Origin of the sequence: Tistrella sp. (assembly GCF_002684955.1) — a bacterium.
In the GTDB taxonomy this organism is placed as follows: domain Bacteria; phylum Pseudomonadota; class Alphaproteobacteria; order Tistrellales; family Tistrellaceae; genus Tistrella; species Tistrella mobilis.
Genome location: NZ_NYWI01000033.1, coordinates 54644 through 79135 on the forward strand (window position 1 = coordinate 54644; position 24492 = coordinate 79135).

The 24492-nt window shown below is 69.0% G+C and carries 12 protein-coding genes and 1 pseudogene; 6 read left to right on the forward strand and 7 right to left on the reverse strand.

The window, feature by feature from the left end:
• Positions 1–6: 6 nt before the first annotated feature.
• The 4 genes from CMO28_RS10700 to CMO28_RS10715 all read left to right on the forward strand — a co-directional run bounded on the left by CMO28_RS10700 (position 7) and on the right by CMO28_RS10715 (position 2857).
• Complete coding sequence (locus tag CMO28_RS10700) at positions 7–1596, forward strand: putative bifunctional diguanylate cyclase/phosphodiesterase (protein ID WP_296713266.1); 1590 nt, start codon at positions 7–9, stop codon at positions 1594–1596.
• A gap of 21 nt (positions 1597–1617) precedes the next feature.
• A complete protein-coding gene (locus CMO28_RS10705; protein WP_296713267.1) occupies positions 1618–2112 on the forward strand; it encodes a GAF domain-containing protein in 495 nt (164 codons plus the stop codon).
• Positions 2113–2184: 72 nt separating this feature from the next.
• The gene (locus CMO28_RS10710) at positions 2185–2562 is read left to right on the forward strand and encodes a type II toxin-antitoxin system RelE/ParE family toxin (RefSeq protein ID WP_296713269.1); all 378 of its coding nucleotides are present in this window, start codon (positions 2185–2187) and stop codon (positions 2560–2562) included.
• Entirely contained in the window at positions 2540–2857 is a 318-nt protein-coding gene (locus CMO28_RS10715) for a helix-turn-helix domain-containing protein (RefSeq protein WP_296713270.1), read from the forward strand. The genes CMO28_RS10710 and CMO28_RS10715 overlap by 23 nt, the downstream gene beginning before the upstream one ends.
• Before the next feature lie 197 nt (positions 2858–3054).
• Here CMO28_RS10715 and CMO28_RS10720 read toward each other — a convergent pair.
• The 5 genes and pseudogenes from CMO28_RS10720 to CMO28_RS10740 form a co-directional block, all read right to left on the reverse strand.
• A pseudogene (locus CMO28_RS10720) lies at positions 3055–4706 on the reverse strand (OFA family MFS transporter).
• 248 nt (positions 4707–4954) lie between these two features.
• A complete protein-coding gene (locus tag CMO28_RS10725) occupies positions 4955–5881 on the reverse strand; it encodes a LysR family transcriptional regulator (RefSeq protein ID WP_296713274.1) in 927 nt (308 codons plus the stop codon).
• A 103-nt stretch (positions 5882–5984) separates the two neighbouring features.
• Complete coding sequence (locus tag CMO28_RS10730; RefSeq protein ID WP_296713275.1) at positions 5985–7418, reverse strand: DHA2 family efflux MFS transporter permease subunit; 1434 nt, start codon at positions 7416–7418, stop codon at positions 5985–5987.
• Positions 7415–7948: a MarR family transcriptional regulator gene (locus tag CMO28_RS10735; RefSeq protein WP_296713277.1), complete on the reverse strand. Its 534-nt coding sequence runs from the start codon at positions 7946–7948 to the stop codon at positions 7415–7417. The genes CMO28_RS10730 and CMO28_RS10735 overlap by 4 nt, the downstream gene beginning before the upstream one ends.
• 129 nt (positions 7949–8077) lie before the next feature.
• Positions 8078–8983 (reverse strand): IclR family transcriptional regulator, encoded by a 906-nt coding sequence (locus tag CMO28_RS10740; RefSeq protein WP_296713279.1) that lies wholly within the window; start codon positions 8981–8983, stop codon positions 8078–8080.
• Positions 8984–9447: 464 nt separating this feature from the next.
• Here CMO28_RS10740 and CMO28_RS10745 point away from each other — a divergent pair, with 464 nt between their 5' ends.
• The gene (locus CMO28_RS10745; RefSeq protein ID WP_322111328.1) at positions 9448–10431 is read left to right on the forward strand and encodes a thiamine pyrophosphate-dependent dehydrogenase E1 component subunit alpha; all 984 of its coding nucleotides are present in this window, start codon (positions 9448–9450) and stop codon (positions 10429–10431) included.
• Positions 10428–11399 (forward strand): alpha-ketoacid dehydrogenase subunit beta, encoded by a 972-nt coding sequence (locus tag CMO28_RS10750; RefSeq protein ID WP_296713282.1) that lies wholly within the window; start codon positions 10428–10430, stop codon positions 11397–11399. Before CMO28_RS10745 ends, CMO28_RS10750 begins: the two co-directional genes overlap by 4 nt.
• 259 nt (positions 11400–11658) lie before the next feature.
• On the opposite strand, the gene CMO28_RS10755 is transcribed toward CMO28_RS10750, so the two are convergent.
• Positions 11659–13209, reverse strand: coding sequence for a TolC family protein (locus CMO28_RS10755; protein ID WP_296713284.1), 1551 nt, complete (start codon positions 13207–13209; stop codon positions 11659–11661).
• Positions 13210–13333: 124 nt separating this feature from the next.
• Positions 13334–24472: a cadherin-like domain-containing protein gene (locus tag CMO28_RS10760; RefSeq protein WP_296713287.1), complete on the reverse strand. Its 11139-nt coding sequence runs from the start codon at positions 24470–24472 to the stop codon at positions 13334–13336.
• Positions 24473–24492 lie beyond the last annotated feature (20 nt).

The following is a 24492-nucleotide window of genomic DNA, read 5'->3' on the forward strand; positions in this document are numbered from 1 at the left end:
AATCGTATGTCGACGTCGCGGCCCCGCCGCATTCTGCGCCGCCTGGTTCGTCGGCGCATCTGCCTGAGGGATGCCGGCATCATCGCCGTGGTCATGGTCGTGGCCGGCTATGTGGCGGTCGCCTTCGACCTGTTCGAAGCGAGTGAACATGCCGCCGACACGGCGACCGCGATGCTGGAGCTCGACGAGGCGCTGGCGCTGGGGGTGTTGCTGGCCCTGATCATGCTGGGGGTGGCGCTGCGCCAGTACCGCGAGCAGAGCCGCGAGATCGCCCGCAGGCGGGCGGCGGAAACCGAGGCCCGGCGCCTCGCCTATCAGGATCCGTTGACCGGCCTTGCCAACCGGCGCCGCTTCGAGGAACGCCTCGCAGCCGCGATCGCCGCCCCGCCGGCCGCGGGCGCCACCCACGGCCTGTTCCTGCTGGACCTGAACGGCTTCAAACAGGTCAACGACGTCTATGGCCACGGCACCGGCGACGAGGTGCTGATGGTGGTCGCCAACCGCCTGATGGGCGCGGTGCGCGACAGCGACCTGGTCGCCCGGCTGGGCGGCGACGAATTCGCCGTGCTCGCCCCGCATCTGATGGGGCCGGAAGCCGCGACCAGCGTGGCGCTGCGCCTGACCCGCGCCTTCGCCGACCCGATCGCCAGCGGCCGCGGCCGGCATGATGTCGGCACCGGCATCGGCATCGCACTTCTGCCCCAGGATGCCGATGATCCGGTAGAGGCATTGCGGCGCGCCGATGTGGCGCTCTACCGTGCCAAGACCGAGCGCCGCACCGCCTTCCGCTTCTTCGAGAGCCAGATGGATGATGCGGTCCGCCAGCGCGAGGCGCTGGAGACCGATCTCAGGGCGGCCGTGGCCAAAGGCGGGCTCGACCTGCTCTACCAGCCCTCGATCGAACTCGACACCGGCCGGGTGACGGGTTTCGAAGCGGTGATCAGCTGGCGGCATCCCGTCCATGGCGACATCCCGCCCGAACGCTTTCTGCCAATCGCCGAAGATACCGGCCTCATCCACGGTCTGGGCCGCTGGATGCTGGTCGAGGCCGCCCGCACGGCGGCAGGCTGGCCCGCCGACGTTCTGCTGTCGGTCGACCTGCTGCCGGGGCAGGTGAAGGATCCGGCCTTCGCCGCCGATGCGCAGGGCATCCTGGCCGAAGCCGGGCTGCCGGCATCGCGGGTCGAGTTCGACATCGCCGAAAGCACGCTCGTCGGCGATCCGGATGCCGTCCGCGCCCTGGTCGGCGATCTGAGGGCCGCGGGTGCACGGGTGGCGCTGGCCAATTTCGGCACCGGCTATTCCAGCCTCTACCATCTGCGCGATCTGGAACTGGACCGGGTCAAGATCGACCGCAGTTTCATCCAGCGGATCGACGAGGCGGAGACCGCCCGGCTGGTGCAGGCGCTGGCCGGGCTGGGCGGCGGGCTGGGGCTCGATGTCGGCGCCGAAGGCCTTGGGGCGGAAACCGGCGCTGCCGCCGCCGACCGGCTGATGGCGAGCGGCATCCGCAACGCCTCCACCCGCGGTCGAAGCGTGACGGCGGCCGAAAGCCTGGGCATGATCGGGGCCACAGCCACCCCGCCCACCGCCTGACAGCCGGAGCTCGCGCCCCCCATGTTCGACGCCGCCCCCATCGATACCGACGCGACCCCCAAGCCCGAGCTGTACCGCCTGCTCGCCCGCCAGCTCGACACCCTGATCGCGGGCGAGCGCGACCCGGTGGCCAATGCCGCCAACATGTCGGCGCTGATCTGGATGTCGCTGCCCGGCCTGAACTGGGCCGGCTTTTACTTCCTGAAAAGCCCGGACGAGCTGGTGCTCGGCCCCTTCCAGGGCCGGCCGGCCTGCGTGCGCATCGCCCGCGGCCGCGGCGTATGCGGCACGGCGGTCGCCGAAGGCCGCACCCAGCTGGTCGAAGACGTCCACGCCTTCCCCGGCCACATCGCCTGCGACGCCGCCTCGGCTTCGGAAATCGTCGTGCCGCTGATCCGCGACGGCCGGATCCTGGGTGTGCTCGACCTGGACAGCCCCCACCCCGCCCGCTTCGACACCGATGACCAGGCCGGCCTGGAACGCCTGGCTGCGATCTGGGTGGCGGGGAGCGATTGAGAGGGTAGCATTGCTTGATAAAGTATCACGCCATGTGTGATATTAATGGGGTACGAAGCTTTGAGGCTGTTCATGAATGCCTGGTTTGCCCGCTTCGTTCGCAAACAGCGGCTACCACTGTCCCCATTGGTGGATGCCGTAAGGCGGGCCAACGCCGGCCAGATAGATGCAGACCTCGGTGGCGGGGTAATCAAACAAAGGATTGCGCGCCCCGGCCAGGGGAAATCCGGAGGTTATCGGACGATCATATTCTTCAGGCATCATGATCGTGCGTTCTTCATTTACGGCTTTTCCAAGAGTGACCTGGCTAATCTGACTGAGTCTGAAGAACGGCAGTTCAAAGAGGCAGCCCGTCGCGTCCTTGCCCTGACAGGGAAAGAGCTGACAGAACTCGTTCGAAGGGGCGACTTCCTGGAGATCGCACACGATGATGAAGAGATATCGCAGTGATCCTCTCGCAGCGATCCACGAGACGATGGAAGCGCTGCACGATATTGGCGCCATCGACAAGAAGACGATGCGTGATTTCGATGATGCATGCCTGACACCAGTCGAAAGCATGTCACCGGATGACATACGAGCACTCCGTGAACGGGAACGCTTGTCCCAGCCAGTGTTCGCCCGCTATCTGAATGTCAGTCGGAATCTCGTGTCAGACTGGGAACGTGGTGTCAAAAAACCTGGCGGCCCCGCGCTTCGCCTGTTGACGGTAATCAGGAAGAAGGGCCTGGAGGCCATCACCTGAGGCGATCGACGCCCCGATCCCCGATGGGGGCGCGCCCCGTATAAAAGATCTCCACCAGCACGGAACCGCCGAGAGATTCCACTGGCCGGTATGCGAGGCGTTCTGAGAGCGCCTCGCATACACGATCTTCTGCGGCGACGTCAGGGTCTGTCGATGTATGGACCCAGGTCATGAAACACAAGACGTCGCAGAGAGCCTTACCGGAACAGCACCAGCGCCTTGTCGAGGGTGATCCACACCCCCAGAGGATCGGCAGGCCGACGGCGGCCCAGGCGAGGGTGGCGCGGGTGTCGATGCCGCCGCGGCCGATGCCGAACGAGCCCTCATGCGCGGCATCCACCGGGCGGAGCTTCGCCTGGATCTCGGCCAGTTCGGCCTTGCCGATGAACCAGCGCTCGGCCAGGGGGCGGATCGCCAGATTGCAGAGGAAGCCGGCCGCCAGCATCACCGCCAGCACGATCATGATCGTGTCGTAGATTTGCGGCCGCGGCACGCCGGCGGCGATCTGGGCGTCGCGCATATAGGCGACCACCAGCGGCCCCAGAATGCCCGCGGTCGACCAGGCGGTGAGCAGCCGGCCGTGGATGGCGCCGACGAACTGGGTGCCGAAGATGTCGGCCAGATAGGCCGGGATGGTCGCAAAGCCGCCGCCATACATCGAGGCGATGACGCAGAAGGCGAGCACGAACAACGCCAGCGCATGGCTGCCCGCCAGCATCGGCGCCGCCAGATAGAGGCCGGCCCCCAGCACGAAGAACACCGCATAGGTGGCCTTGCGGCCCAGATGATCCGACAATGAGGCCCAGAAGAAGCGGCCGCCGATGTTGAACAGCGAGATCAGCCCCACGAAGCCGGCAGCGATCGCCGCGGCCGAGAGTTTCTGCTGCTCGTCGAAGTCCAGGAAGCCGACATCGGGGGCCCCGACCAGCGCGCCGCCGAAGATTTCCTGCAGCATGGGTGCGGCCACGCCGATGATGCCGATGCTGGCCGAGACGTTCAGGCACAGCACCGCCCAGATCAGCCAGAATTGCGGTGTCTTATGGGCGTCGCGCAGATGGACATGGCCATGGGTGATCATGGCCTTGGACGCCGGTTTCGGCGTCCAGCCATCGGGCCGCCAGCCGGCCGGCGGCACGCGGTAGCCGAAGGCCCCGGCCAGCATGAACACCAGATAGATCGCGCCCAGCGCCAGAAAGGTTTCCCACACGCCCACTGAGTCCGGGGTGCGGAAGTGGTTCATCATCATGTTGGCGAGCGGGCTGCCGATCATCGCACCGCCGCCGAAGCCCATGATCGCCATGCCGGTGGCCATGCCGCGCCGGTCGGGGAACCATTTGATCAGGGTGGAGACCGGCGAGATGTAGCCGAGCCCCAGACCGACGCCGCCGATCACGCCCGAGCCCAGCCACATCAGCCAGAGCTGATGGCTGGCGATGCCCAGCGCCGACACTGCCATGCCGCCGCACCAGCAGATTGCGGCCACGACACCGGCCTTGCGCGGCCCCGCCCGTTCCAGCCAGCCGCCGAACACCGCAGCCGAGGTGCCGAGCACCACGAAGAACAGGGTATAGATCCAGACCAGATCGCTGATCCGCCAGTCGCAGCTGGTGGTGGTCAGCGCCGAGAAGAGCGTGAGATCGGCGCAGGCGACCGGCTGCGTCACGCCGATCGCGCGCGACAGCGGCAGCCAGAAGACGCTGAACCCATAGGCCATGCCGATGCAGAGATGAATGGCAAGCGCCGCCGGCGGCACCAGCCAGCGATTGAAGCCCGGACGGGCGATGATGCGTTCGCGATCGAGCAGCCCGGGGCGAGCGCCCGGGCCGTCGGTGGCGGCGATCTGAACCATGGCGTCGAATTCCTCCCCAGCGACGCGGATCTGCGGGGGGCCCGGCTGCCCTGGCACAGCGGGGAAACGGGCTGGCGATGCGCGATAGCGCGCACCCACGATCCGTCATCCGGCCCCGACATGCCGACCGATCTGCCTGAAAGCTTCCCCGCCCGGTGGTGGTGGCCTTTCCAGCCTCTTTCACCTCCGGTCGAACAACGCTGGGTCATCCCGCGCCCCGGATCAAATCGAAACGAATGAACGTTTGATCACCGTCCTCTATCAACCCGGGCGTTTTCCCGGGCGAAATCCCGCTCGAAATCCGCGCCGCGCAGACAGGTGAGCAGGGCCGCGGCCATGGGCGACGGCGGGTCGCGATCCGACAGCACCAGCCCCACCGACTGGGTATGGACCGGATCGACCAGATCGATCGAGACCAGATCGGGCGTCGCCCCCAGCACATGCAGAAACGTATGCGGCACGATGCTGGACCAGCCGCCCTGGCGGATATGGGCGCAGGCGCCCAGGAAAGAATTGCTCACGACCGGCGCATCGACCGTCACCCCCAGCCCCGAGGCGACCTTGTTCAGGATCCGGCGGTTCTGCATGTCCTCGCTGAGCAGGCACAGCGTCTGGGTGAAGGCCTCGGCCCAGCCCAGCCGGTCGCGGCCCGCGAAGGGATGATCGGGGCCGGTCACGAAGACATAGCGCTCCTGATAGAGCGGCAGCAGCCGGACATGTTCCGGCGGCTCGTTCTCAAGATAGGTCAGGCCGCCATCCAGCTCGAAGGCGTCGAGCCCGCGCTGGATGGCGCGGGAGGTGAGCGACTGAATGGCGATGCGGGCAGCGGGATGGGCAGCCATGAAGCGTGCGCTCAGAAACGCGACCGAGGGCATGGCCGCGGGGATCACCCCCAGTCTGAGCGTGCCGGTCAGCCCGCTGCCGCCATCCAGATCCTCGCGCAGGCTGTCGTAATCGCGCAGGATCTGGCGGGCCCAGACCAGCAGCTTCTCACCCTCGGCGGTCAGCCCCGTGAAGCGGTGGCCGCGCACCACCAGCCGCACCTCCAGATCCTGCTCCAGCTTGCGGATCGCGGCCGAGAGCGTGGGCTGGGTGATGTTGCAGCGCGCCGCCGCCCGAGCGAAATGCTTCTCGCCGGCCAGGGTCACGAAATACGAGAGATGACGGACGAGCATGGCGGATGGCCTCCGGCGGGGGCGCCCGGGTCAGCCATCCGACACTATCACATCAAGGTTGATGCGCCCATCTTCCGCACACCCTGCAGACGAGCCGCCCCGCCTATACCCGGCCGGGCAGGCGCAGGGCCACGAACATGGCGGTCAGCCCGAAGCCCGCCATCACCATCAGGGTGATCGCGAAGGCCTCCATGGTCTGGCCGGGCAGCGCCGCCTCGGCGGTTTCCAGCACCACCGCCAGAATGGCGACACCGACCGCGCCGCCGAACTGGCGCCCGACATTCAGCGCCGCCGCCCCCTGCGCCACCTGGCTTTCGCCCAGGAGCCTGAGCCCGCCGGCCGACAGGGCCGGCATCACCAGAGCCAGTGACATCCGCCCGAAGGCCATGATGCCGGCGATCACCCAGAATCCGGCTGAGAATTCGGCCCAGGTGATCAGCACCGCATGGAGCGCGAAGCAGCCGAGGCCGATCATGACCTGCGGCCGGGCCGGCATGCGGTCGGCCAGGCGCCCGGCGATCGGGAACATCGCCGCCATGGCGAAACCGCCGGGGGCCATGGCCAGGCCCACTTCCGCCGGGCTCATCCCCCGCGCGGTTTCCAGCAGCAGCGGCAGCAGATAGGTGGAGCCGAACAGGCCGAGGCCGAGGGTCATGGAACAGAGCGCCGCCGCGGCAAAGCCCGGCGCGCGATAGATCTTCAGATCCATCAGCGGCCGGGTTACCCGCCTTTCCCAGGCGAGGAAGGCCGCGGCCGCCGCCACGCACAGCACCACCAGCCCCAGCACCGGCAGCGACACCCAGCCCTGCGACTTGCCCAGGCTCAACACCCCGATCAGCGAGACGAGCGCGGTTGCAAGCAGCACGAAGCCAAGCCCGTCGAACCGGCCCCCCGCCCCGGCCGGCCGGGCATCGGGCAGGGCCTTCATGGCCAGCCCCATGCCGACCAGGCAGACCGGGATCGCCACGAAGAACACCGACCGCCAGCCGGCGAATTCGACCAGCGCACCGCCCAGGCTGGGCGCCAGCGCCGGTGCCAGCACCACGCCCAGGCCGTAGAGACCCATGGCGGCGCCGCGCTTGTCGGGCGGGTACATGCGGAAGATGACCACCATGGCCAGCGGCTGGATCATGCCCGCCGCCGCCCCCTGGATGACCCGGGCGGCGATGGCGGCATGGGCGCCGGGCGCGAAGCCGCCCAGCAGCGCCGCGGCCACGAAGACCGCGATCGCCAGGATGTAGAGCTTGCGAAAGCCCAGCCGCCCCATCATCCAGGGCGCCACGGGCATGGCGATGGTATTGGCGGCGAGGAAGCCGGTGGACAGGCCCTGCGCCACGGTATGGCCGACGCCCATATCGGCCATGAAGGTGGCGAGCGCCACATTGATCAGTGTCGCCGACAGCACCGTGGCGATGGTCCCGCACATCAGCGCCGCAATGGCGAGCCGGCGTTCGGTCGCCGTGATCGCAGGGCCTGCGGTCACGGCGGGTTCGGGCAGCCGCGTCTCGTCGTCGGATCCGTCGCGGGGGGCCGTCACCGGGCGCCTCCCTGATCGTCATCGGCGGCCGCGGCCCCCGCCAGCAGACGATCGGTGCGGGCCTGGATCATGTCGAGCAGGGCCAGCGCCTCGACGATGCGCTCTTCGGGCACGTCGCCCAGCAGATCGTCGCGCACCTCGGTGATCGCCTGGCTGATCGTCCGGGTGGCCGGGGCGGCATTCGGCCCCAGCCGGATCACCTTGCGCCGGCGGTCGTCGGGGTCGGCGCAGCGCGTCACCAGCCCGTCCGCCTCCAGCCGGTCCAGCAGCCGCACCAGGGTCGGCGCCTCGATCGCCAGGCGCTCGGCCAGTTCCCGCTGGGTCAGGGCGCGGGGCTCGGTCGCCACCACATTCATCACCCGCCAGCGCGACTGGGTCAGATTGTGCGGTGCCAGGCGCTGGTCGAGCAGCGCCCGCCAGCTGCGCGCCAGGCGCGCGACGGTCCAGCCCAGGCGCGCCCTGGGCGGCGCGTCCGGGCCGGTGGTGGGAACGGGAACGGTGGCATTGACCGGATCGATGACGGGCAGCATGACCTGCAGGGCCTCACGGAACGAACGAGACCGTTAGCCTAGCAAATCATTCCATTAGGTCACTAACGTTCCTGATGCAGCCCAGGCCCGCGCGCCGGTCAAGGCCCCACCCGATCAGGCCCCACCCGATCAGGCCCGCATGCGGTTCCGCGCCCGAAGCGCCAGATCCCGCGCCCCCGGCGACTGGGTACGGCCCAGCTGCTGTTCGATCCGCTCCCGCTCGCGCTGCAGCAGGGCGACCAGCTGGGCGCGACGCTCGGGCGTCATCCGGCTGTCGATCGCGGCGATGCTCAACGCCGCCTCGGGTTCCCCGCGCCGGTTCAGGATCGGCACGGCCACGGCGCTCATTCCCGCCACGATCAGCCCGTCATTGAACGCATAGCCCTGGTTGCGGGTCTGGTCGACCAGGGTCAGCAGGCGCTGGGGCTCGAAGCGCGGCGCGTAGGAATTCACCCGCCCGGCATTCACGTCGATGATCGAGCGGACCTCGTTCAGATCGGGCTGGAAGGCGAGCAGCGCCAGGCTGCCCGCACCCACGCCCAGCGGCCGCCGGTCGCCCACCGCAAGCGTCAGCGTGCGGATCGGGAAGGCACCTTCCTGCCGCTCCACGCAGATCGCATCGAAGCCGGAGCGGACCGAGAGATAGGCGGTATCGCCCGAGGCTTCGGCGATGCGCAGCACCGCCGGGGCCGCGATCTTGCGGATGCCGAAGCGTTCGGCCGCAACCGAGCCCAGCGCAAAGGTCTCCACCCCCAGATGATAGCGGCGGCTGCCCGGGTCCTGGTCGACCAGGCCTTCGCGCATCAGCACCAGCAGCAGGCGGCGCACGGTCGGCTTGTTCAGGCCGCTGTCGGCGACCACGTCGACCAGTCGCGCCCCGCCGGCATCGCGCCGGGCCAGGATGCGCAACAGGCTGATCGCACGTTCCACCGACTGGGTTCCGGTGGGGGCGGCAGGTGCCGCGGCGGGGACCGCGGGTCCACGGCGGGCGGGGGCGGCACCACGGGCGGGTCCGCCCGTCAGGGTCTCGGGCATGGTGACACGTTTCCTCCGGTGGTCTCCGGGCTGCCTTCGAACGGGCCGCTCACGGGGAAGGTCGCGAGGGTGCGCCAAGTCGTCCACGATGGTCCATTATGTGGACGTCTTGCCGATCCTCTTGTCGAATGATGTCTCTGTTACGTCGATTTGACAACGTAACAGATGATTTGTAGCTTGGTCTTGAGCGAAAAGCCCAATCCACATGATGGACTGGCCACATGATGGACCGAATAGCGATGTCCACATGAAGGACCCCGCCGGGAGCAACGCCGGCACACGCTCAGGGCGCAGGGTTCCCCCGCGCCGCCTGGATAACGAGCAGAACATGCTGCCCGACCTGCGTCACCCCAGACGCGGGCCAAGGGCGCTTCCGGGGAGGAAAACCGGTGACGACCGATCCCGTATCGGCGCCGCCTGCCGCAGACAACGGCAGGCGTCGGCGCCTTGTTGACCATCACGCCATGATGTGGCGGATCCGCGCCTTCGAACGGGCCGCCGAAGCCGGGCTCGCCGCGGGCCATGTGGCGGGTGCCGTGCACATGTCCATTGGCCAGGAAGCCGTGGCCGCGGGCGTTTCCGCCCATCTGATCCGCGCCGATGTGATCGCCTCCACCCATCGCGGCCATGGCCACAGCATCGCCAAGGGTGCCGATCTGCACGGCATGATGCTGGAACTCTATGGCCGGGCCGGCGGTTCCTGCGCCGGCAAGGGCGGCTCCATGCACATCGCCGATTTCGATGTCGGCATGCTGGGGGCCAATGGCGTCGTGGGTGCGGGCCTGCCGATCGCGGTCGGCGCGGCGCAGGGGCTGCGCCTGCTGGGCCGCAATGCCATCGCGGTCTGCTATTTCGGCGACGGGGCGGCCAATCGCGGACCGTTCCTGGAATCGCTCAACTGGGCGGCGGTGTTTCGCCTGCCGGTCCTGTTCGTCTGCGAGGACAACAACTGGTCGGCCACGACCCGCACCGCGACCATGAGCGCCGGGCCCGGCATCGCGGCCCGGGCCGAGGCGCTGGGCGTGCCGGCCGTCAGCATCGACGGCAATGATGTCGAGGCCGTGGATGAAACCGCCGGCCGGCTGATCGCCGATATCCGCGCCGGTGGCGGGCCGCGGCTGCTGCATGCCCGCACCTACCGGCTGAAGGGCCACACCGTCACCGACCCCGCCCCCTATCGCCCGGCGGAAGAGGTGGCGGCACGGTGGGAAGACGATCCCATCGCCCGCAATGCCGCCGAGTTGAAGGCGCTGGGCCTGGACGTGGACGAGATCGCGGCCATCGAGGCGGCCGAGACCCGGCGCATCGCCGATGTGGTCGCCGCCGCCCTCGCCGCCCCCTTCCCCGAAACCGCCGCCGCCTTCGACGACGTCCAGGATGTCGGCCGCCCGGTCCCCGGGGCCGAACGCGGCCTTGCCCACCCCCTTCCGGCGGAGCATCTGGCATGAGCGGCTTCACCTATATCGAGGGCGCCCGCCGGGCGCTGGCGGAAGAGCTGGAGCGCGACCCCCGGGTCTGGGCGCTGGGCGAGGATCTGGGCCGCGGCGGCGTGTTCAGGCAGTATGACGGCCTGCAGGCCCGCTTCGGCGAGACCCGGGTGGTCGACACCCCGATCTCGGAAGCGACGATCATGGGCGCTGCGGTCGGGGCCGCCCTGGTCGGCAGCCGGCCCGTGGTCGAGATGCGCTTCTCGGATTTCGCCCTCTGCGCGGTCGACGAACTGGTCAATCAGGCGGCCAAGAACCGCTTCATGTTCGGCGGCCAGGGCCGGGTGCCGCTGGTTGTCCGCCAGCCGATCGGCGTCTGGCGATCTTCCGGCGCCCAGCATTCGCAGTCGCTGGAAAGCTGGTGGGTGCATATCCCGGGCCTGGTGGTGACGGCACCCGCTACCCCGGCCGATGCCTATGCCCTGCTCAAGGCCGCGATCCGCTGCGACGACCCGGTGGTACATCTGGAACACAAGGCGCTCTGGCCGCTGTCGGGGGCGGCGCCCGAAAGCGACGCGCCGGCGGCACTCGGCCGGGCGGCGATCCGGCGCCAGGGCCGCGACGTCACCATCGTCGCCTGGTCGGCAGCGGTGCACGAAGCACTTGAAGCTGCCCGCCTGGCGGCGCTGGAGGGCGTCGAGGCCGAGGTGATCGATCTGCGCAGCCTCTGGCCCTGGGATGCCGATTGCGTGCTGTCATCGGTGGCCCGTACCCGCCGGCTGATCGTGGCGCAGGAGGCCGTGCGCGATGCCGGCTTCGGGGCCGAGATCGTCGCCACCGTCACCGAGGCGCTGGGCGACCGGCTGGAGGCGAAACCGGTCCGCCTGGGTGCCCCCCGGATCCCGGTCGGCTATTCGGCACCGCTTGAAGCCGCCTATCGGGTCGGCCCCGACAACATCGCCCGGGCGATCACCGCCATGGCGGCCTGATCTCCCCACCCTTCCGCAGCCCCCGCTCAGGCGGTGGCCGGATATCGATCCCCGGTACCTCCCCCGGGCAGGCCCGACGCTCTCCCCCGAGCCCCTCCCTGCCCGACCGGTGATCCGGCCATCGCCCGCGGCGTTCCGGCACCACCCCGCTCTCCGCGTCCTCCCTCCGCGCGGGTTCGGGGACGCGCCGGAACGCAAAACCGCCGGCATCCTTTCCCCCAGGATGCCGGCGGTTTCTTTTTTGATCGGATGGCGTGGCTCAGCTGGCGGAGGCGATCTTCGGCTTGTCCACTGCCGCCGGCACGGGCGCGAAGGTCGGCCGGCCCTCGCGCCAGTTGGTTTCGGTCCGGTCGATCGCCTGGGTGAGCGTGGCCACCGTGGGGGCATCCAGCGCCTCGGGCAGCGGGTCGGCGCCGATCGACAGGAACAGGCGGCCGAAGGCGTTGTTGGCATCGGCGAAGGCCAGATCGCGGCGCAGCTGGCTCTGCACCGCCGCAAGCTCGGTCTGGATCACCTGCAGCTCGCCCAGGCTGGTGCCGGCCGCGGCCTTGGCCTGATCCAGGATGCGGGCATCCAGATCGGCCAGTTCGCGGGCGGTCTGATACTGGATCCGCGCCTCGTCGTAATTGGTCTGGGCGACATGCACCTGGGCCAGCACCGCCATGCTGATCGCCATGCGCCGGGCATCGACCACCTCTTCATTCGCCTCGGCCACCGCCATGGCACCGGGGATGCGCAGGATGTTGAGCAGGTTCCAGGTGACCTTGACGCCGTAATCGGCCCAGTCGTTGTTCACCAGATACTTGTTGCTGTCGTAATGGGCGCCGAGATCGAGCTCGATACCCGGCAGCAGCCGCAGCAGAGCCTTGCGGGTTTCTTTCTGCGAGATGCGGGTCTGATAGTCCAGCTCGCGCACCTCGGGCCGGTTGGCCAGCGCCAGCACTTCCAGCTGTTCGCCGGTCGACGTCACCGGCGGCAGGCTGGCCTGGGTTTCGGGCGCCTCCAGGGTAAAGTCCTCACCCGGGCGCAGATTGATCAGCGCCGCCAGCTCGGTCTTGGCCAGGCGCAGTTCGCGCTTCTGCGCCTGAAGCTGGCGCAGGGCATCCAGCAGGCCGCGGCGATAGGTCAGCGCCTCGGTCGGCGCCCTCAGCTGCTGCTGCTCGATCTGCGCGGATGAAGCGAGCGCCGTCTCGATCCGGCTCATCAGCGGGTCGATGCGCGACAGCACCCGCTCCGCCGCCACCGCCCGCCAATAGGCCGAGCGGACGTCCTGGATGATGGTATGCACCACCCGGCGGCGCTGTTCGGCGGCGATCAGCGACCGGTCGGCATTCTGCTGGGCGGTGACGTAAGAGACGCCGAAATCGAGGATGTTCCACGACATGTTGAGGTCGGCGACCCGGCGGTTGCGCTCGGTCGAGGTCGAGGGCACCAGCGATTCGGTGCCGGTCGCGACGTTCTCGCTGCTCGACGCCGAGACGTTGTCACGCCCGACGAAGCCCGCCGAGGCCGCGAGCGAGGGCAGCATATCCCAGCGCGACAGATCCAGCTGCCGCTGGCTCAGCGCCTGCTCCATGGTGCGGAGCCGGCCGTCCAGATTGTAGAGGATGGCCCGCGCCATCGCCTCATGCAGGCTCAACCGGCCGCTCACCGGCTCCTGGTTCGAGAACATCCGCGCAAGATCGGCCGAAATCCGCGCCTGGGTCATCTCCGGCGCGATCGGCTCCGGCGTCACGGTGCACCCCGCGAGCAGCGCCGCGGCCAGCACGCCCGCCACCGCCTTGCGGCCGTGCCGCCCGATCCCGTTCAATGCTGCCTGCCCCCGCATATGCTCACCCCGTCTGTCCGCGGTCGTTCTGCCGCGCGTCATGATCGTCGATACCGTCCCGAAATGGCCGGCGGGCCGGTCGCAGCCCGCCGTCGCAGTCGTCCTGTCAGCCACGCGCCACCCTCACCGCAGGCCCCTGTCCCAGTGCCCCGGCCAGGGCTTCGACCTCGCGGTCGAAGCTGGTTGCAGCCTGGCGCAGGCTGGCAGAGAAGCCGGCCTCCGCCAAGACCGCATCGGTCGCGGCGTCGTCACCATCGATCAGCCGGGCCAGCAGCACCAGATCGGGTTCGATCCAGGCCAGCGTATCATCCGCGGTCTGGCCGCGAAGATCCGCCCCCTGCTGCCCCTCGCCTTCCGGGGCGCCGCCCTGCTCGGTCTCACCCTCGGCAGGCGCCGGCGGCTGCGGCAGCGCCTCGGCCGGGAAGACGACCGGCGGACCGGCCTCGGCCGGCACCGGCTGCCCCTCGCGCACCACATTGACCACCACCCTGTCGATCGACACGCCGGTCGCCGCGATGGCATCCACCCGCCGCAGCAGATCGCCGAAGAAGGTGGTGACCAGTTCGCTGTCGAAGGTGGTGTCGATGGCGAGATCCGAGATCAGGCTGCGGGCCATCAGCGCGGTGTAGTCGCCCAGGATCCGCTCGCGCTCGAAGCCCGAAGCGGCACGATGGGCCTCGCGGGCATATTCGACGATCGCGGTTTCATAGAAGCGATCGCGCAACACCAGCTCGATGCGGCCGAAGGACGACTCGGCCAGGGTGACGTCCGGCGGGATCGGGATGACCACCGCCACCGGCACCTCGTTCTCTTCCGGCAGGACGTCGATCGGGATCGGTTCGATCGCGACGGTCAGGGTGACCGATGCGCTCTCCAGCGCGCCGTCGCCTGCCGTCACGGTCACCGTCTCGACGAAGTCCGGCCGGCCGGGCGCACCGGCTGCGGCGGTGTCGACACTCGGCCGATAGACCAGCCGGCCCGCGGCGATGTCGGCGGCCGACACCGTGAAGCCCGCGGTCTGCGCCACGCCGTTCAGATAGAAGGTGCCGTAGCGGGTCTCGCCGTCGAAGCGGAAGACCAGTGCATCGCCATCCGGATCCGTCGCCTCCAGCACCGACCCGTCGATCACCACCTGACCGGTGGCAAGGATCCGGACGGTCCCGGGTTCGGCCAGAACCGGTGCCTCGTTGACGTCGGTAACCGCGATGTCGACCACGCTGCGGGCGGTGATGCCGCCGGCATTGGTGACGCTGATCACCAGCCGGACCGAGCCCTCGGCCTCGTGGTCGAGAGACACGCCGTCCTTCAGCTTCAGCGTCTGGATGCCGTCCACCTCGACGATCTCGAAGCGATCGTCGTCGACCGTCCAGGTGACCTCGCCGGGCACGCCGGTATCGTCGACCGAGACCTGGCCGATGATGCCGCCGGCCGCGTTCTCGGCCACGCTGCCACCATCCAGCACCGGCGCGCTCGGGCTCTCGTCCACATCGCCGACCGTGATGGTCACGCTGCGGCTTGCGGTCAGCCCGCCCGCATCGGTGGCGGTGAGGACAAGGTCGATGGTGCCGTCGGTCTCGTAGTCGAGCGACACGCCGTCCTTCAGCTTCAGGACCAGCGCACCATCGACCTCGACCACCTCGAAGCGGGCATCGTCGACCGTAACGGTGACGGTGTCGCCCAGATCGGGATCGTCGACCGAGATGCCGCCGACCACGCCGCCGGGCTCGTTCTCACCGACCCGATCGTCGAGCAGCACCGGCGCCGAGGGCGCCTCGTTCACGTCGCCGACCGTGATCACCACGGTCGTGCTGGTGGCAAGGCCGGTGGCGTCGGTTGCGGTCAGCACCAGCGTCACGGTCGGCTCGCCCTCGTGATCGAGCGCAAGGCCGTCCTTCAGCTTCAACTGGCCGTCGACGACCTCGAAGCGGGCATCGTCGACGGTGATGACCGGCGCCTCACCCACATCCGGATCGCTGGCCGAAACCGTACCGATCACCGCGCCGGCGGCATTCTCGGCCACGGTCGCGCCGTCCAGCACCGGCGCCGTCGGGGCCTCGGCCACGTCGGTGACCAGGATCTCGACCGTCCGGCTGGTGGAGAGACCGCCGCCATCCGTGACGGTGAGCGTCAGCGTCACCCCAAGCCCGGCCTCGTGGTCGAGCGACACGCCGTCCTTCAGCTTCAGAACCAGCGCGCCGTCGCGTTCCACCACCTCGAAGCGGGCATCGTCGACCGAGACCTCCAGGCTGCCGAAATCGCTCGCCGCCGCATCCGGGTCGCTGACGGTGATGGTGCCGACCACCGCCCCCGGCGCGTTCTCGGCGACGGTGCGGTTGTCGATCACCGGCACCGCCGGCGCCTCGTTCACGTCGCCGACCGCGATCACCACCGCGGCACTGCGGCTGCCCTCGATCGTGGTCGCCTTGATCACCAGCGTGATCCGGTCGGCCGCCTCGTGGTCGAGGGAGACGCCGTCCTTCAGCTTCAGCACCGCCTGGCCGTCGATCTCGACGATCTCGAACCGGGCGTCGTTCACCGACAGCGTGACCTCGACCCCCGGATCGACATCTTCCAGGAAGCCCACCGCGCCGACGATGCCACCCTGGGTGTTCTCGTCGACCCGGCCATCGGCCAGGACCGGCACCGGCGGGGTGGCATCGGCCCGCACGGTGACGGTGATCGCCGTGGCGGCCGAAAGCCCGCCGCGGTCGGTGACCGTCACCACCAGATCGACGCTCGCCGTATCGCCGGCGTCGAGCGTGACGCCGTCCTTCAGCTTCAGCACGCCGTCCACGACCTCGAAGCGGGCGTCGTCCACCGTATAGGTCAGCGCGTCGCCCTGGTCCGGATCGCCGGCCGTCACCCGGCCGACCACCGCACCGGCCTCGCCGCCCTGCACCACATCCCCCGCCACCGCAGGCGCAGTCGGCGCCTCGTTGACATTGGTCACGGCGAGGGTGATCAGGCTGGTGGTGGCAAGGCCGTCGCCGTCGGTTGCGGTCAGCACCAGCGTCACCGAGGGCTCGGCCTCGTGATCAAGCGCGATGCCGTCCTTCAGCTTCAACTGGCCGTCGACGATCTCAAACCGCGCATCGTCGACCGTATAGCTCAGCGCATCGCCGTCGGGGTCGGTGGCGGTGACCGTACCGATCACCGCACCGGCGTCGTTCTCGGCCACCGTGCTGCCCGAGACCACCGGCGCCGCCGGGGCCTCGTTCACATCGGTGACGGTGATCGTCACGCTGCGGGTGGCGACAAGCCCGCCCGCATCGGTGACGGTGATCACCAGATCGACGACAGGCTCCGCCTCGTGGTCGAGAGAGACCCCGTCCTTCAGCTTCAGCACCCCGCCCACGATTTCGAACCGGGCATCGTCCACGGCATAGCTCGCCGTGTCGCCCGCATCCGGATCGGTGGTCGTCACCCGTCCGATCACGCCGCCGGCGGCATTCTCGGCGACCGTGTCACCCGCCAGCACCGGCGCCGCCGGAGCCTCGTTCACATTGGTGACCCGGATGGTGATCGGGGCGTCGATGCTGTGGCCTTCGATATCGGTCGAGGTGATGACCAGATCGAGGGTGGCCGCCGCCTCGTGGTCGAGCGCGATGCCGTCCTTCAGCTTCAGCACGAAGCTGCCATCGGCCTCGACGATCTCGAACCGGGCATCGTCGACCGTGAAGCTGCCGCCCTCGGGGTCGGGCAGCGTTCCGATCACGGCCCCGGCCGCGTTCTCGGCGACCGTGCTGCCGGTCAGCACCGGCACCACCGGCTGCATGCCGTCATCGACCACGGTGATGGTCACGGTCAGACTGCCGGTCAGACCACCCGCATCCTGCGCGGTGATGACCAGATCGACCGTGGGTTCGGTCTCGAAGTCGAGGGCGACGCCATCCTTCAGCTTCAGCTGACCGTCCACGATCTCGAACCGGGCATCGTCGACGTTGAAGGTCAGCGCATCGCCGTCCGGATCGCCGGCCGAGACATCGCCGATCACCGCCCCCGGCTGGTTCTCACCCACCAGGCTGGCCGAGAGCACCGGCTGCGCCGGGGCCTCGTTGACATCCGTCACGGTCACCACCACCACCCGGGTGGCCGAGAGGCCCCCGGCATCGGTTGCGGTCAGCACCAGCGCGACCGAGGGTTCGGCCTCGTGATCGAGCGCGACACCGTCCTTCAGCTTCAGCTGGCCGTCGATGATCTCGAACCGGGCATCGTCGACCGTGAAGGTCAGCGCATCGCCGTCGGGATCGCCGGCGGTCACGCTGCCGATCACGGCCCCGGCCGCATTCTCGGCAACCGTGCTGCCCGAGAGCACCGGCGCCGCCGGGGCCTCGTTCACATCGGTGACGGTGATGGTCACGCTGCGGGTGGCGCTCAGGCCGCCACCGTCGGTGACGGTGATCACCAGATCGACGACGGGTTCCGCCTCATGGTCGAGCGCGACGCCATCCTTCAGCTTCAGCACGCCGCCCACGATCTCGAACCGGGCATCGTCGACACCATAGGTCAGACGACCATTGCCGGTGTCGGCCCCATCCGGATCGGTGGCGGTCACCCGGCCAATCACGCCGCCCGCGGCATTCTCGGCAACCGTGTCGCCATCCAGCACCGGTGCCGCCGGCGCCTCGTCGACATCCAGCACCCGCACCAGCACCAGGGCCGATGCCGTGCCGCCATCGGCACCGCTGGCGGTGATGCGGAGCGTGATCTCCGCCGCCGTCTCGTGGTCGAGGGCGATGCCGTCTTTCAGCTTCAGCGTCCAGCTGCCGTCCAGCTCGGCGATCTCGAAGCGGGCATCGTCGACCGTGTAGCTGGCCCCTGCCACATCCGGCAGGGTCCCGACCACTGCGCCTGCCGCATTCTCGGGCACGGTGGTGCCGTCGAGCACGGGCGTCGGCGGCACGATACCGTCGTCGATCACCCCGATGGTGACGGTGGTGGAGGCCGAGATCGCCTCGCGGTCGGTGACCGTCAGCACCAGCGTCACCGTGGGCTCGGCTTCGTAGTCGAGCGAGACACCATCCTTCAGCTTCAGCTGGCCGTCCACGATCTCGAACCGGTCGTCGTCGACCGTGAAGGTCAGCTCGTCATCGGCATCCTGATCGGTGGCGGTGACCGTACCGATCACGGCACCGGCCTGGTTCTCGGGCACCGAGCTGCCATCCAGCACCGGCGCCGAGGGGGCGTCGTTGCCGTCCAGCACCTGCAGGACATAGGTCCCGGAGGCCGAGAAGCCGTTGGCCACCGTCGCCGTGATCACGATCGTCACGGACGGTTCGGTCTCGTAGTCCAGCGACACCCCGTCCTTCAGCTTCAGCACGCCGCCCACGACCTCGAAGCGGTCGTCATCGACGGTAAAGGTCATCCCCTTGCCGTCCGGATCATCCGCGGTGACCGTACCGATCGCCACGCCCGGCTCGTTCTCGGGGATGTCGCCACCCTCCAGAACCGGTGTCGTCGGCGCTTCCGGCGCATCGGTCACCGTCAGCCGCACCGCGGTCGAGGCGGTGAGCCCGCCCTTGTCGGTGACGGTGATCACCAGGTCGACGAAGGGTTCGCCCTCATGGTCGAGGAATTCGCCCGCCACCAGCCGCAGCTCACCATCGACGATCTCGAAGCGCGGATCGTTGACCGAGAAGGTCAGGGTCTCGGCCGCATCCGGATCGGTCGCGGTCACCCGGCCGATCACCTGGGCATCCTCGGGCACCACGGTCTCGGAGAGCACCGGCGCCGAGGGCGCCTCGTTCACATCGCCGACCGCGATGGTCACGACCGACGAGCGGGTGCCCTCGATGGTGGTGGTGGTCAGCAGCAGGGTGACACGGTCAGCCGCCTCGTGATCGAGCGCCACGCCGTCCTTCAGCTTCAGCACGAAGCTGCCATCCTGTGTGACGACCTCGAAGCGGGCATCGTCGACCGCAACGGTGACGTCCACCCCCGGATCGACATCCTCAAGGAAGCCGATCACGCCGACCACGGCGCCCGGCGCATTCTCGGGCACCCGGCCATCGGCGATCACCGGCACCGGCGGGGTGGTGTCGGGGCGCACGGTCAGATCGACGGTGGTCGAGGCCGAAAGCCCGCCGCCATCGGTGACCGTAATCACCAGGCTCACCGAAGCCTCGTCGGCCGCGGAGATGACCACACCATCCTTCAGCTTCAGCACGCCGCCGACGATCTCGAACCGCGCATCGTCGACCGTATAGGTCAGCCGGCCGTTGGCGGTGAGCGGATCATCCGGATCGCTCGCCGACACCCGGCCGACGATCGCACCTTCCGAACCGCCCTGCACCGCATCGCCGGTCACCACCGGCACCGTCGGCGCCTCGTTCACATCGCCGACCGCCAGCGTCACGATCATCGCCGTCGCCAGACCGCCCGGATCGCGGGCAGTGACCACCAGGGTCACGGTCGGGTCGCTCTCATGGTCGAGCGCGATGCCGTCCTTCAGCTTCAGGGTCTGGACCCCGTCGATATCGACGATCTCGAAGCGGCTGTCGTCGACCGTATAGGTCAGCGCATCGCCATCCGGATCGGTGCAGGTCACCGCACCGACCACGGCACCGGGCGCGTTCTCGGCCACCCCCGTGCCCGAAACCGACGGCGCCGCCGGAGCCTCGTTCACATCCGAGACCGTGATGGTGACGGTGCGGCTGGCGGTGAGCCCGCCGCCATCGGTGACGGTCAGCACCAGATCGACCGTCGCCGCGGCCTCGTGGTCGAGGGAGACGCCGTCCTTCAGCTTCAGCACGCCGCCCACGATCTCGAACCGGGCGTCGTCGACGGTGAAGGTCAACCGGCCATTGGCCGTGCTGCCGCTGTCGGGATCGCTTGCGGTCACCCGGCCGATCACCGCGCCGGCGGCATTCTCGGCCACCGTGGCGGCATCGAGTACAGGCGCGCCCGGCACCTCGTTCACATCGCTGACGGTGATCGTCACCGTGCTCGACAACGTGGTGTCGTCGACCGCGGTCGAGGTGATGACCAGGCGGATCGAGGCCGCAGCCTCGTGATCGAGCACCACACCGTCCTTCAGCTTCAGCGTCCAGGTGCCGTCCAGATCGACGATCTCGAACCGGGCGTCATCGACCGAGAAGCTGCCGCCATTCGGGTCCGGCAGGGTGCCGATCACACCGCCGGCCAGATTCTCGGCCACCGTCCGCCCGGTCAGCACCGGCACGGTCGGGGTGACGCCGTCGTCGAGCACGGTGATCGTCACCGTGGCCGATGCCGACAGCCCGTCCGGATCGGTCGCGGTGATCACCAGATCGACCGACGCCTCGGTCTCGGCATCCAGGCTGATGCCGTCCTTCAGCTTCAGCACGCCATCGACGATTTCGAACCGGGCATCGTCGACCGTGTAGGTCAGCGCGTCATCATCGGGGTCGGTCGCCGTCACCGTGCCGATGCCGGCGCCGGCCACGCCCTCCGGCACCACCGATCCGTCGAGGGTGGGGGCAGCCGGGGCCTCGTTCACATCGGCCACCACCACCGTCACCAGCCGCGAGGCGGTGAGACCGCCTGCGTCGGTTGCGGTGACGACCAGCGTCAGCTCGGCGGTCGTCTCGTGGTCGAGCGACACGCCGTCCTTCAGCTTCAGCACCCCGTCCACGATCTCAAACCGGGCGTCGTCGACCGTGAAGGTCAGCGTGTCGCCGGCATCCGGATCGGTGCCGCTGACAGTGCCGACCACCGCGCCCGCCACATTCTCGGTGACGGTCCCGCCCGACACCACCGGCTGGGCCGGGGCTTCGTTCACATCAGTCACGGTGATCGTGACCATGCGGCTGGCGGTAAGCCCGCCGCCATCGGTGACGGTCAGCACCAGATCGACCGAGGGTTCGGCCTCGTGGTCGAGGGTGATGCCGTCTTTCAGCTTCAGCACACCCGAGACGATCTCGAAGCGCGCATCGTCGACCGTATAGGTCAGCTGCCCGGCAGAGGTTGCCGCATCATCGGGATCAACCGCGCTCACCCGGCCGACCACCGCACCGGCAGTGTTCTCGGGCAGGCTGGAGCCGCCGACGGTCGGTGCCGAGGGCGCCTCGTTGACGTCGGTAACCCGGATCAGCACCTCTGCGGTCGCGGTGTCGCCCTCGCTGACCTCTGAGGTGATGCGCAGCGTGATGCTGGCTTCCGCCTCGTGGTCGACCGAGATCCCGTCCTTCAGCTTCAGCGTCGGCACGCCATCGCGGTCGATGATCTCGAAGCGGGCATCGTCGACGGTGTAGGAGACCCCGGCCCCACCCGGCAGCGTGCCGATCAGGGCGCCTGGGGCATTCTCGGCCACCACGCCGCCGCTCAGCACCGGCAGCGGTGCGGTCACGCCGTCGTCGACCACCGTCACCTGCACCGTGGTGCTGGTGGCGAGGCCGCCCGCATCGGTGGCGGTGATCACCAGATCGACCGAGGGTTCGGTCTCGAAGTCGAGCGAGACGCCGGCCTTCAGCTTCAGCACGTCGCCCACGATCTCGAAGCGGGCATCGTCGACCGTGTAGGTGAGCGTGTCGCCGGCATCCGGGTCGCCGGCCGACACCACGCCGATCACCGCCCCGGGCAGGTTCTCCACCACCGATTTACCGTCGAGCGCCGGTGCCGTCGGTGCCTCGTTCACATCGCCGACCGTGATGGTCACGCTGCGGCTGGCAGTGAGACCGGCCGCATCGGTCGCGGTGATGGTCAGCTGCACCGACGCCTCGACCTCGTGATCGAGCGCGATGCCGTCCTTCAGCTTCAGCGTGCCGTCGACGATCTCGAAGCGGCTGTCGTCGACCGTGAAGGTCAGGGTGTCGCCGGCATCCGGATCGATACCGGTCACCGTGCCGATCACGGCACCGGCCGCATTCTCGGCCACCGTCGCACCCGAGAGCACCGGCTGGGCCGGCGCCTCGTTCACATCGGTCACGGTGATGGTAACCGTGCGGCTGGCGCTGAGCCCGCCGCCATCGGTGACGGTCAGCACCAGGTCGATGCTCGCCCCGGCCTCGTGGTCGAGGGAGACACCATCCTTCAGCTTCAGCACGCCGCCCACGATCTCGAAGCGGGCATCGTCGACGCTGAAGGTCTTCTGGCCGAAGCTCACCGACGGGTCGTCCGGATCGGTCGCGGTCACGCGGCCGATGGTGGCCCCCGCCGCATTCTCGGCCACGGTCGCGGCGTCGAGCACCGGCTGGGCCGGCGCCTCGTTGACGTCGCCCACCGTGATCACGACCGTGGAGGTGAGCGTGCCGCCGTCGGAGCCGGTGGAGGTGAGGGTCAGGGTGACGCTGGCCGCTGCCTCGTGGTCGAGCGCCACGCCATCCTTCAGCTTCAGCGTCCAGGTGCCGTCCAGATCGACGATCTCGAAACGGGCATCATCCACCGAGAAGCTGCCGCCCGCCGGGTCCGGCAAGGTGCCAGCAACCGCGCCGGCCGCATTTTCGGCCACGCTGCCACCGGTCAGCACCGGCGGCACCGGGGTGACGGCATCATCGACCACGGTGATGGTCACCGCCCGGGTCGCGGTCAGCCCGTCGCCATCGGTGGTGGTGATGACCAGGTCGATGCTGGCCTCGGTCTCGAAATCGACCGAGACGCCATCCTTCAGCTTCAACTGGCCGTCCACGATCTCGAAGCGGGCGTCATCCACCGTGAAGGTGACGCTGTCGCCGGCATCCGGATCGCTGCCGGTGACGGTGCCGACCACCGCGCCGGCCGTGTTCTCGGGCAGCACCGTGCCCGACAGCACCGGCGCCGCCGGCGCCTCGTTCACATCGCCGACCGTCAGGGTCACGATCATCGGGGTCGAAAGGCCGCCCGGGTCACGGGCGGTGATGACCACCGTCACCTCGGGCTCACCCTCATGGTCGAGGGCGATGCCGTCCTTCAGCTTCAGGGTCTGCGCACCGTCGATATCGACGATTTCGAAGCGGGCATCGTCCACCGTATAGGTCAGCGCGTCACCATCCGGATCGGTGCAGGTGACCACACCGACCGCGGCCCCGGCCGCGTTCTCGGCAACCGTCGTGCCCGAGAGCGACGGGGCTGCCGGCGCCTCGTTCACATCCGAGACCGTGATGGTCACCGTGCGGCTGGCTGTGAGCCCGCCGCCATCGGTAACGGTCAGCACCAGATCGACCGTCGCCGCTTCTTCGTGATCGAGCGAGACGCCGTCCTTCAGCTTCAGCACGCCGCCCACGATCTCAAAACGGGCGTCGTCGACGGTGAAGGTCTTCTGGCCGAAGCTCACCGCCGGATCGTCCGGATCGGTCGCGGTCACCCGGCCGATCGTGGCACCGGCCGCATTCTCGGCCACGGTCGCGGCATCGAGCACCGGCTGGGCCGGGGCCTCGTTGACATCGGTGACACGGATGGTGACGTCACCCTCGGCCGTGCCGCCATCACCGCCGGTGGCGGTCAGGCGCACCACGACCTCGGCCGCCGCTTCGTGATCGAGCGAGATGCCGTCCTTGAGCTTCAGAAGCTGGACGCCGTCGCGCTCGACGATCTCGAAGCGGGCATCGTCAACCGCATAGCTGCCGTCGCCGATATCGGGCAGCGAGCCGATGATCGCACCGGCCGCATTTTCGGCCACGATGCCGCCATCCAGAACCGGGGTCGGCGCGACGATGCCGTCATCGACGACGGTGATGGTCACGGCACGGGTGGCGGTGAGCCCATCCGCGTCGGTGGCGGTGATCACCAGATCGACACTCGGTTCGGTCTCGTAGTCGAGCGCAATGCCGTCCTTCAGCTTCAGGCTGCCGTCGACGATTTCGAACCGGTCGTCATCCACCGTGAAGGTCAGCGTATCGCCGGCATCCGGATCCGACCCGGTCACGGCGCCGATCCCCGCCCCCGCCGCATTCTCGGCCACGGTCGACCCGGTCAACACCGGCTGCGCCGGGGCCTCGTTCACGTCGGTGACGGTGATCGTCACGCTGCGGGTGGCGGTGAGCCCGTCCGCATCGGTCGCGGTGATCACCAGATCGACCGAGGCTTCCGCCTCGTGGTCGAGGGAGACGCCGTCCTTCAGCTTCAGGCTGCCGTCGACGATCTCGAACCGGTCGTCGTCGACCGTGAAGGTGACGCTGTCGCCATCATCCGGGTCACTGCCGGTCACAGTGCCGATCACGGCACCCGCCGCATTCTCGGCCACCGTCGAACCCGTCAGTACCGGCTGCGTCGGCGCCTCGTTCACGTCGGTCACGGTGATCGTCACGCTGCGGGTGGCGGTGAGCCCGTCCCCGTCGGTCGCGGTGATCACCAGATCGACCGAGGCTTCCG

Coding starts and splice junctions, on each gene's coding strand:
- CMO28_RS10700 (WP_296713266.1), top strand. CDS start 7: ATGTCGACGTCGCGGCCCCGCCGCATTCTGCGCCGCCTGGTTCGTCGG.
- CMO28_RS10705 (WP_296713267.1), top strand. CDS start 1,618: ATGTTCGACGCCGCCCCCATCGATACCGACGCGACCCCCAAGCCCGAG.
- CMO28_RS10710 (WP_296713269.1), top strand. CDS start 2,185: ATGAATGCCTGGTTTGCCCGCTTCGTTCGCAAACAGCGGCTACCACTG.
- CMO28_RS10715 (WP_296713270.1), top strand. CDS start 2,540: ATGATGAAGAGATATCGCAGTGATCCTCTCGCAGCGATCCACGAGACG.
- CMO28_RS10725 (WP_296713274.1), bottom strand. CDS start 5,881: ATGCTCGTCCGTCATCTCTCGTATTTCGTGACCCTGGCCGGCGAGAAG.
- CMO28_RS10735 (WP_296713277.1), bottom strand. CDS start 7,948: ATGCTGCCCGTCATCGATCCGGTCAATGCCACCGTTCCCGTTCCCACC.
- CMO28_RS10740 (WP_296713279.1), bottom strand. CDS start 8,983: ATGCCCGAGACCCTGACGGGCGGACCCGCCCGTGGTGCCGCCCCCGCC.
- CMO28_RS10745 (WP_322111328.1), top strand. CDS start 9,448: ATGATGTGGCGGATCCGCGCCTTCGAACGGGCCGCCGAAGCCGGGCTC.
- CMO28_RS10750 (WP_296713282.1), top strand. CDS start 10,428: ATGAGCGGCTTCACCTATATCGAGGGCGCCCGCCGGGCGCTGGCGGAA.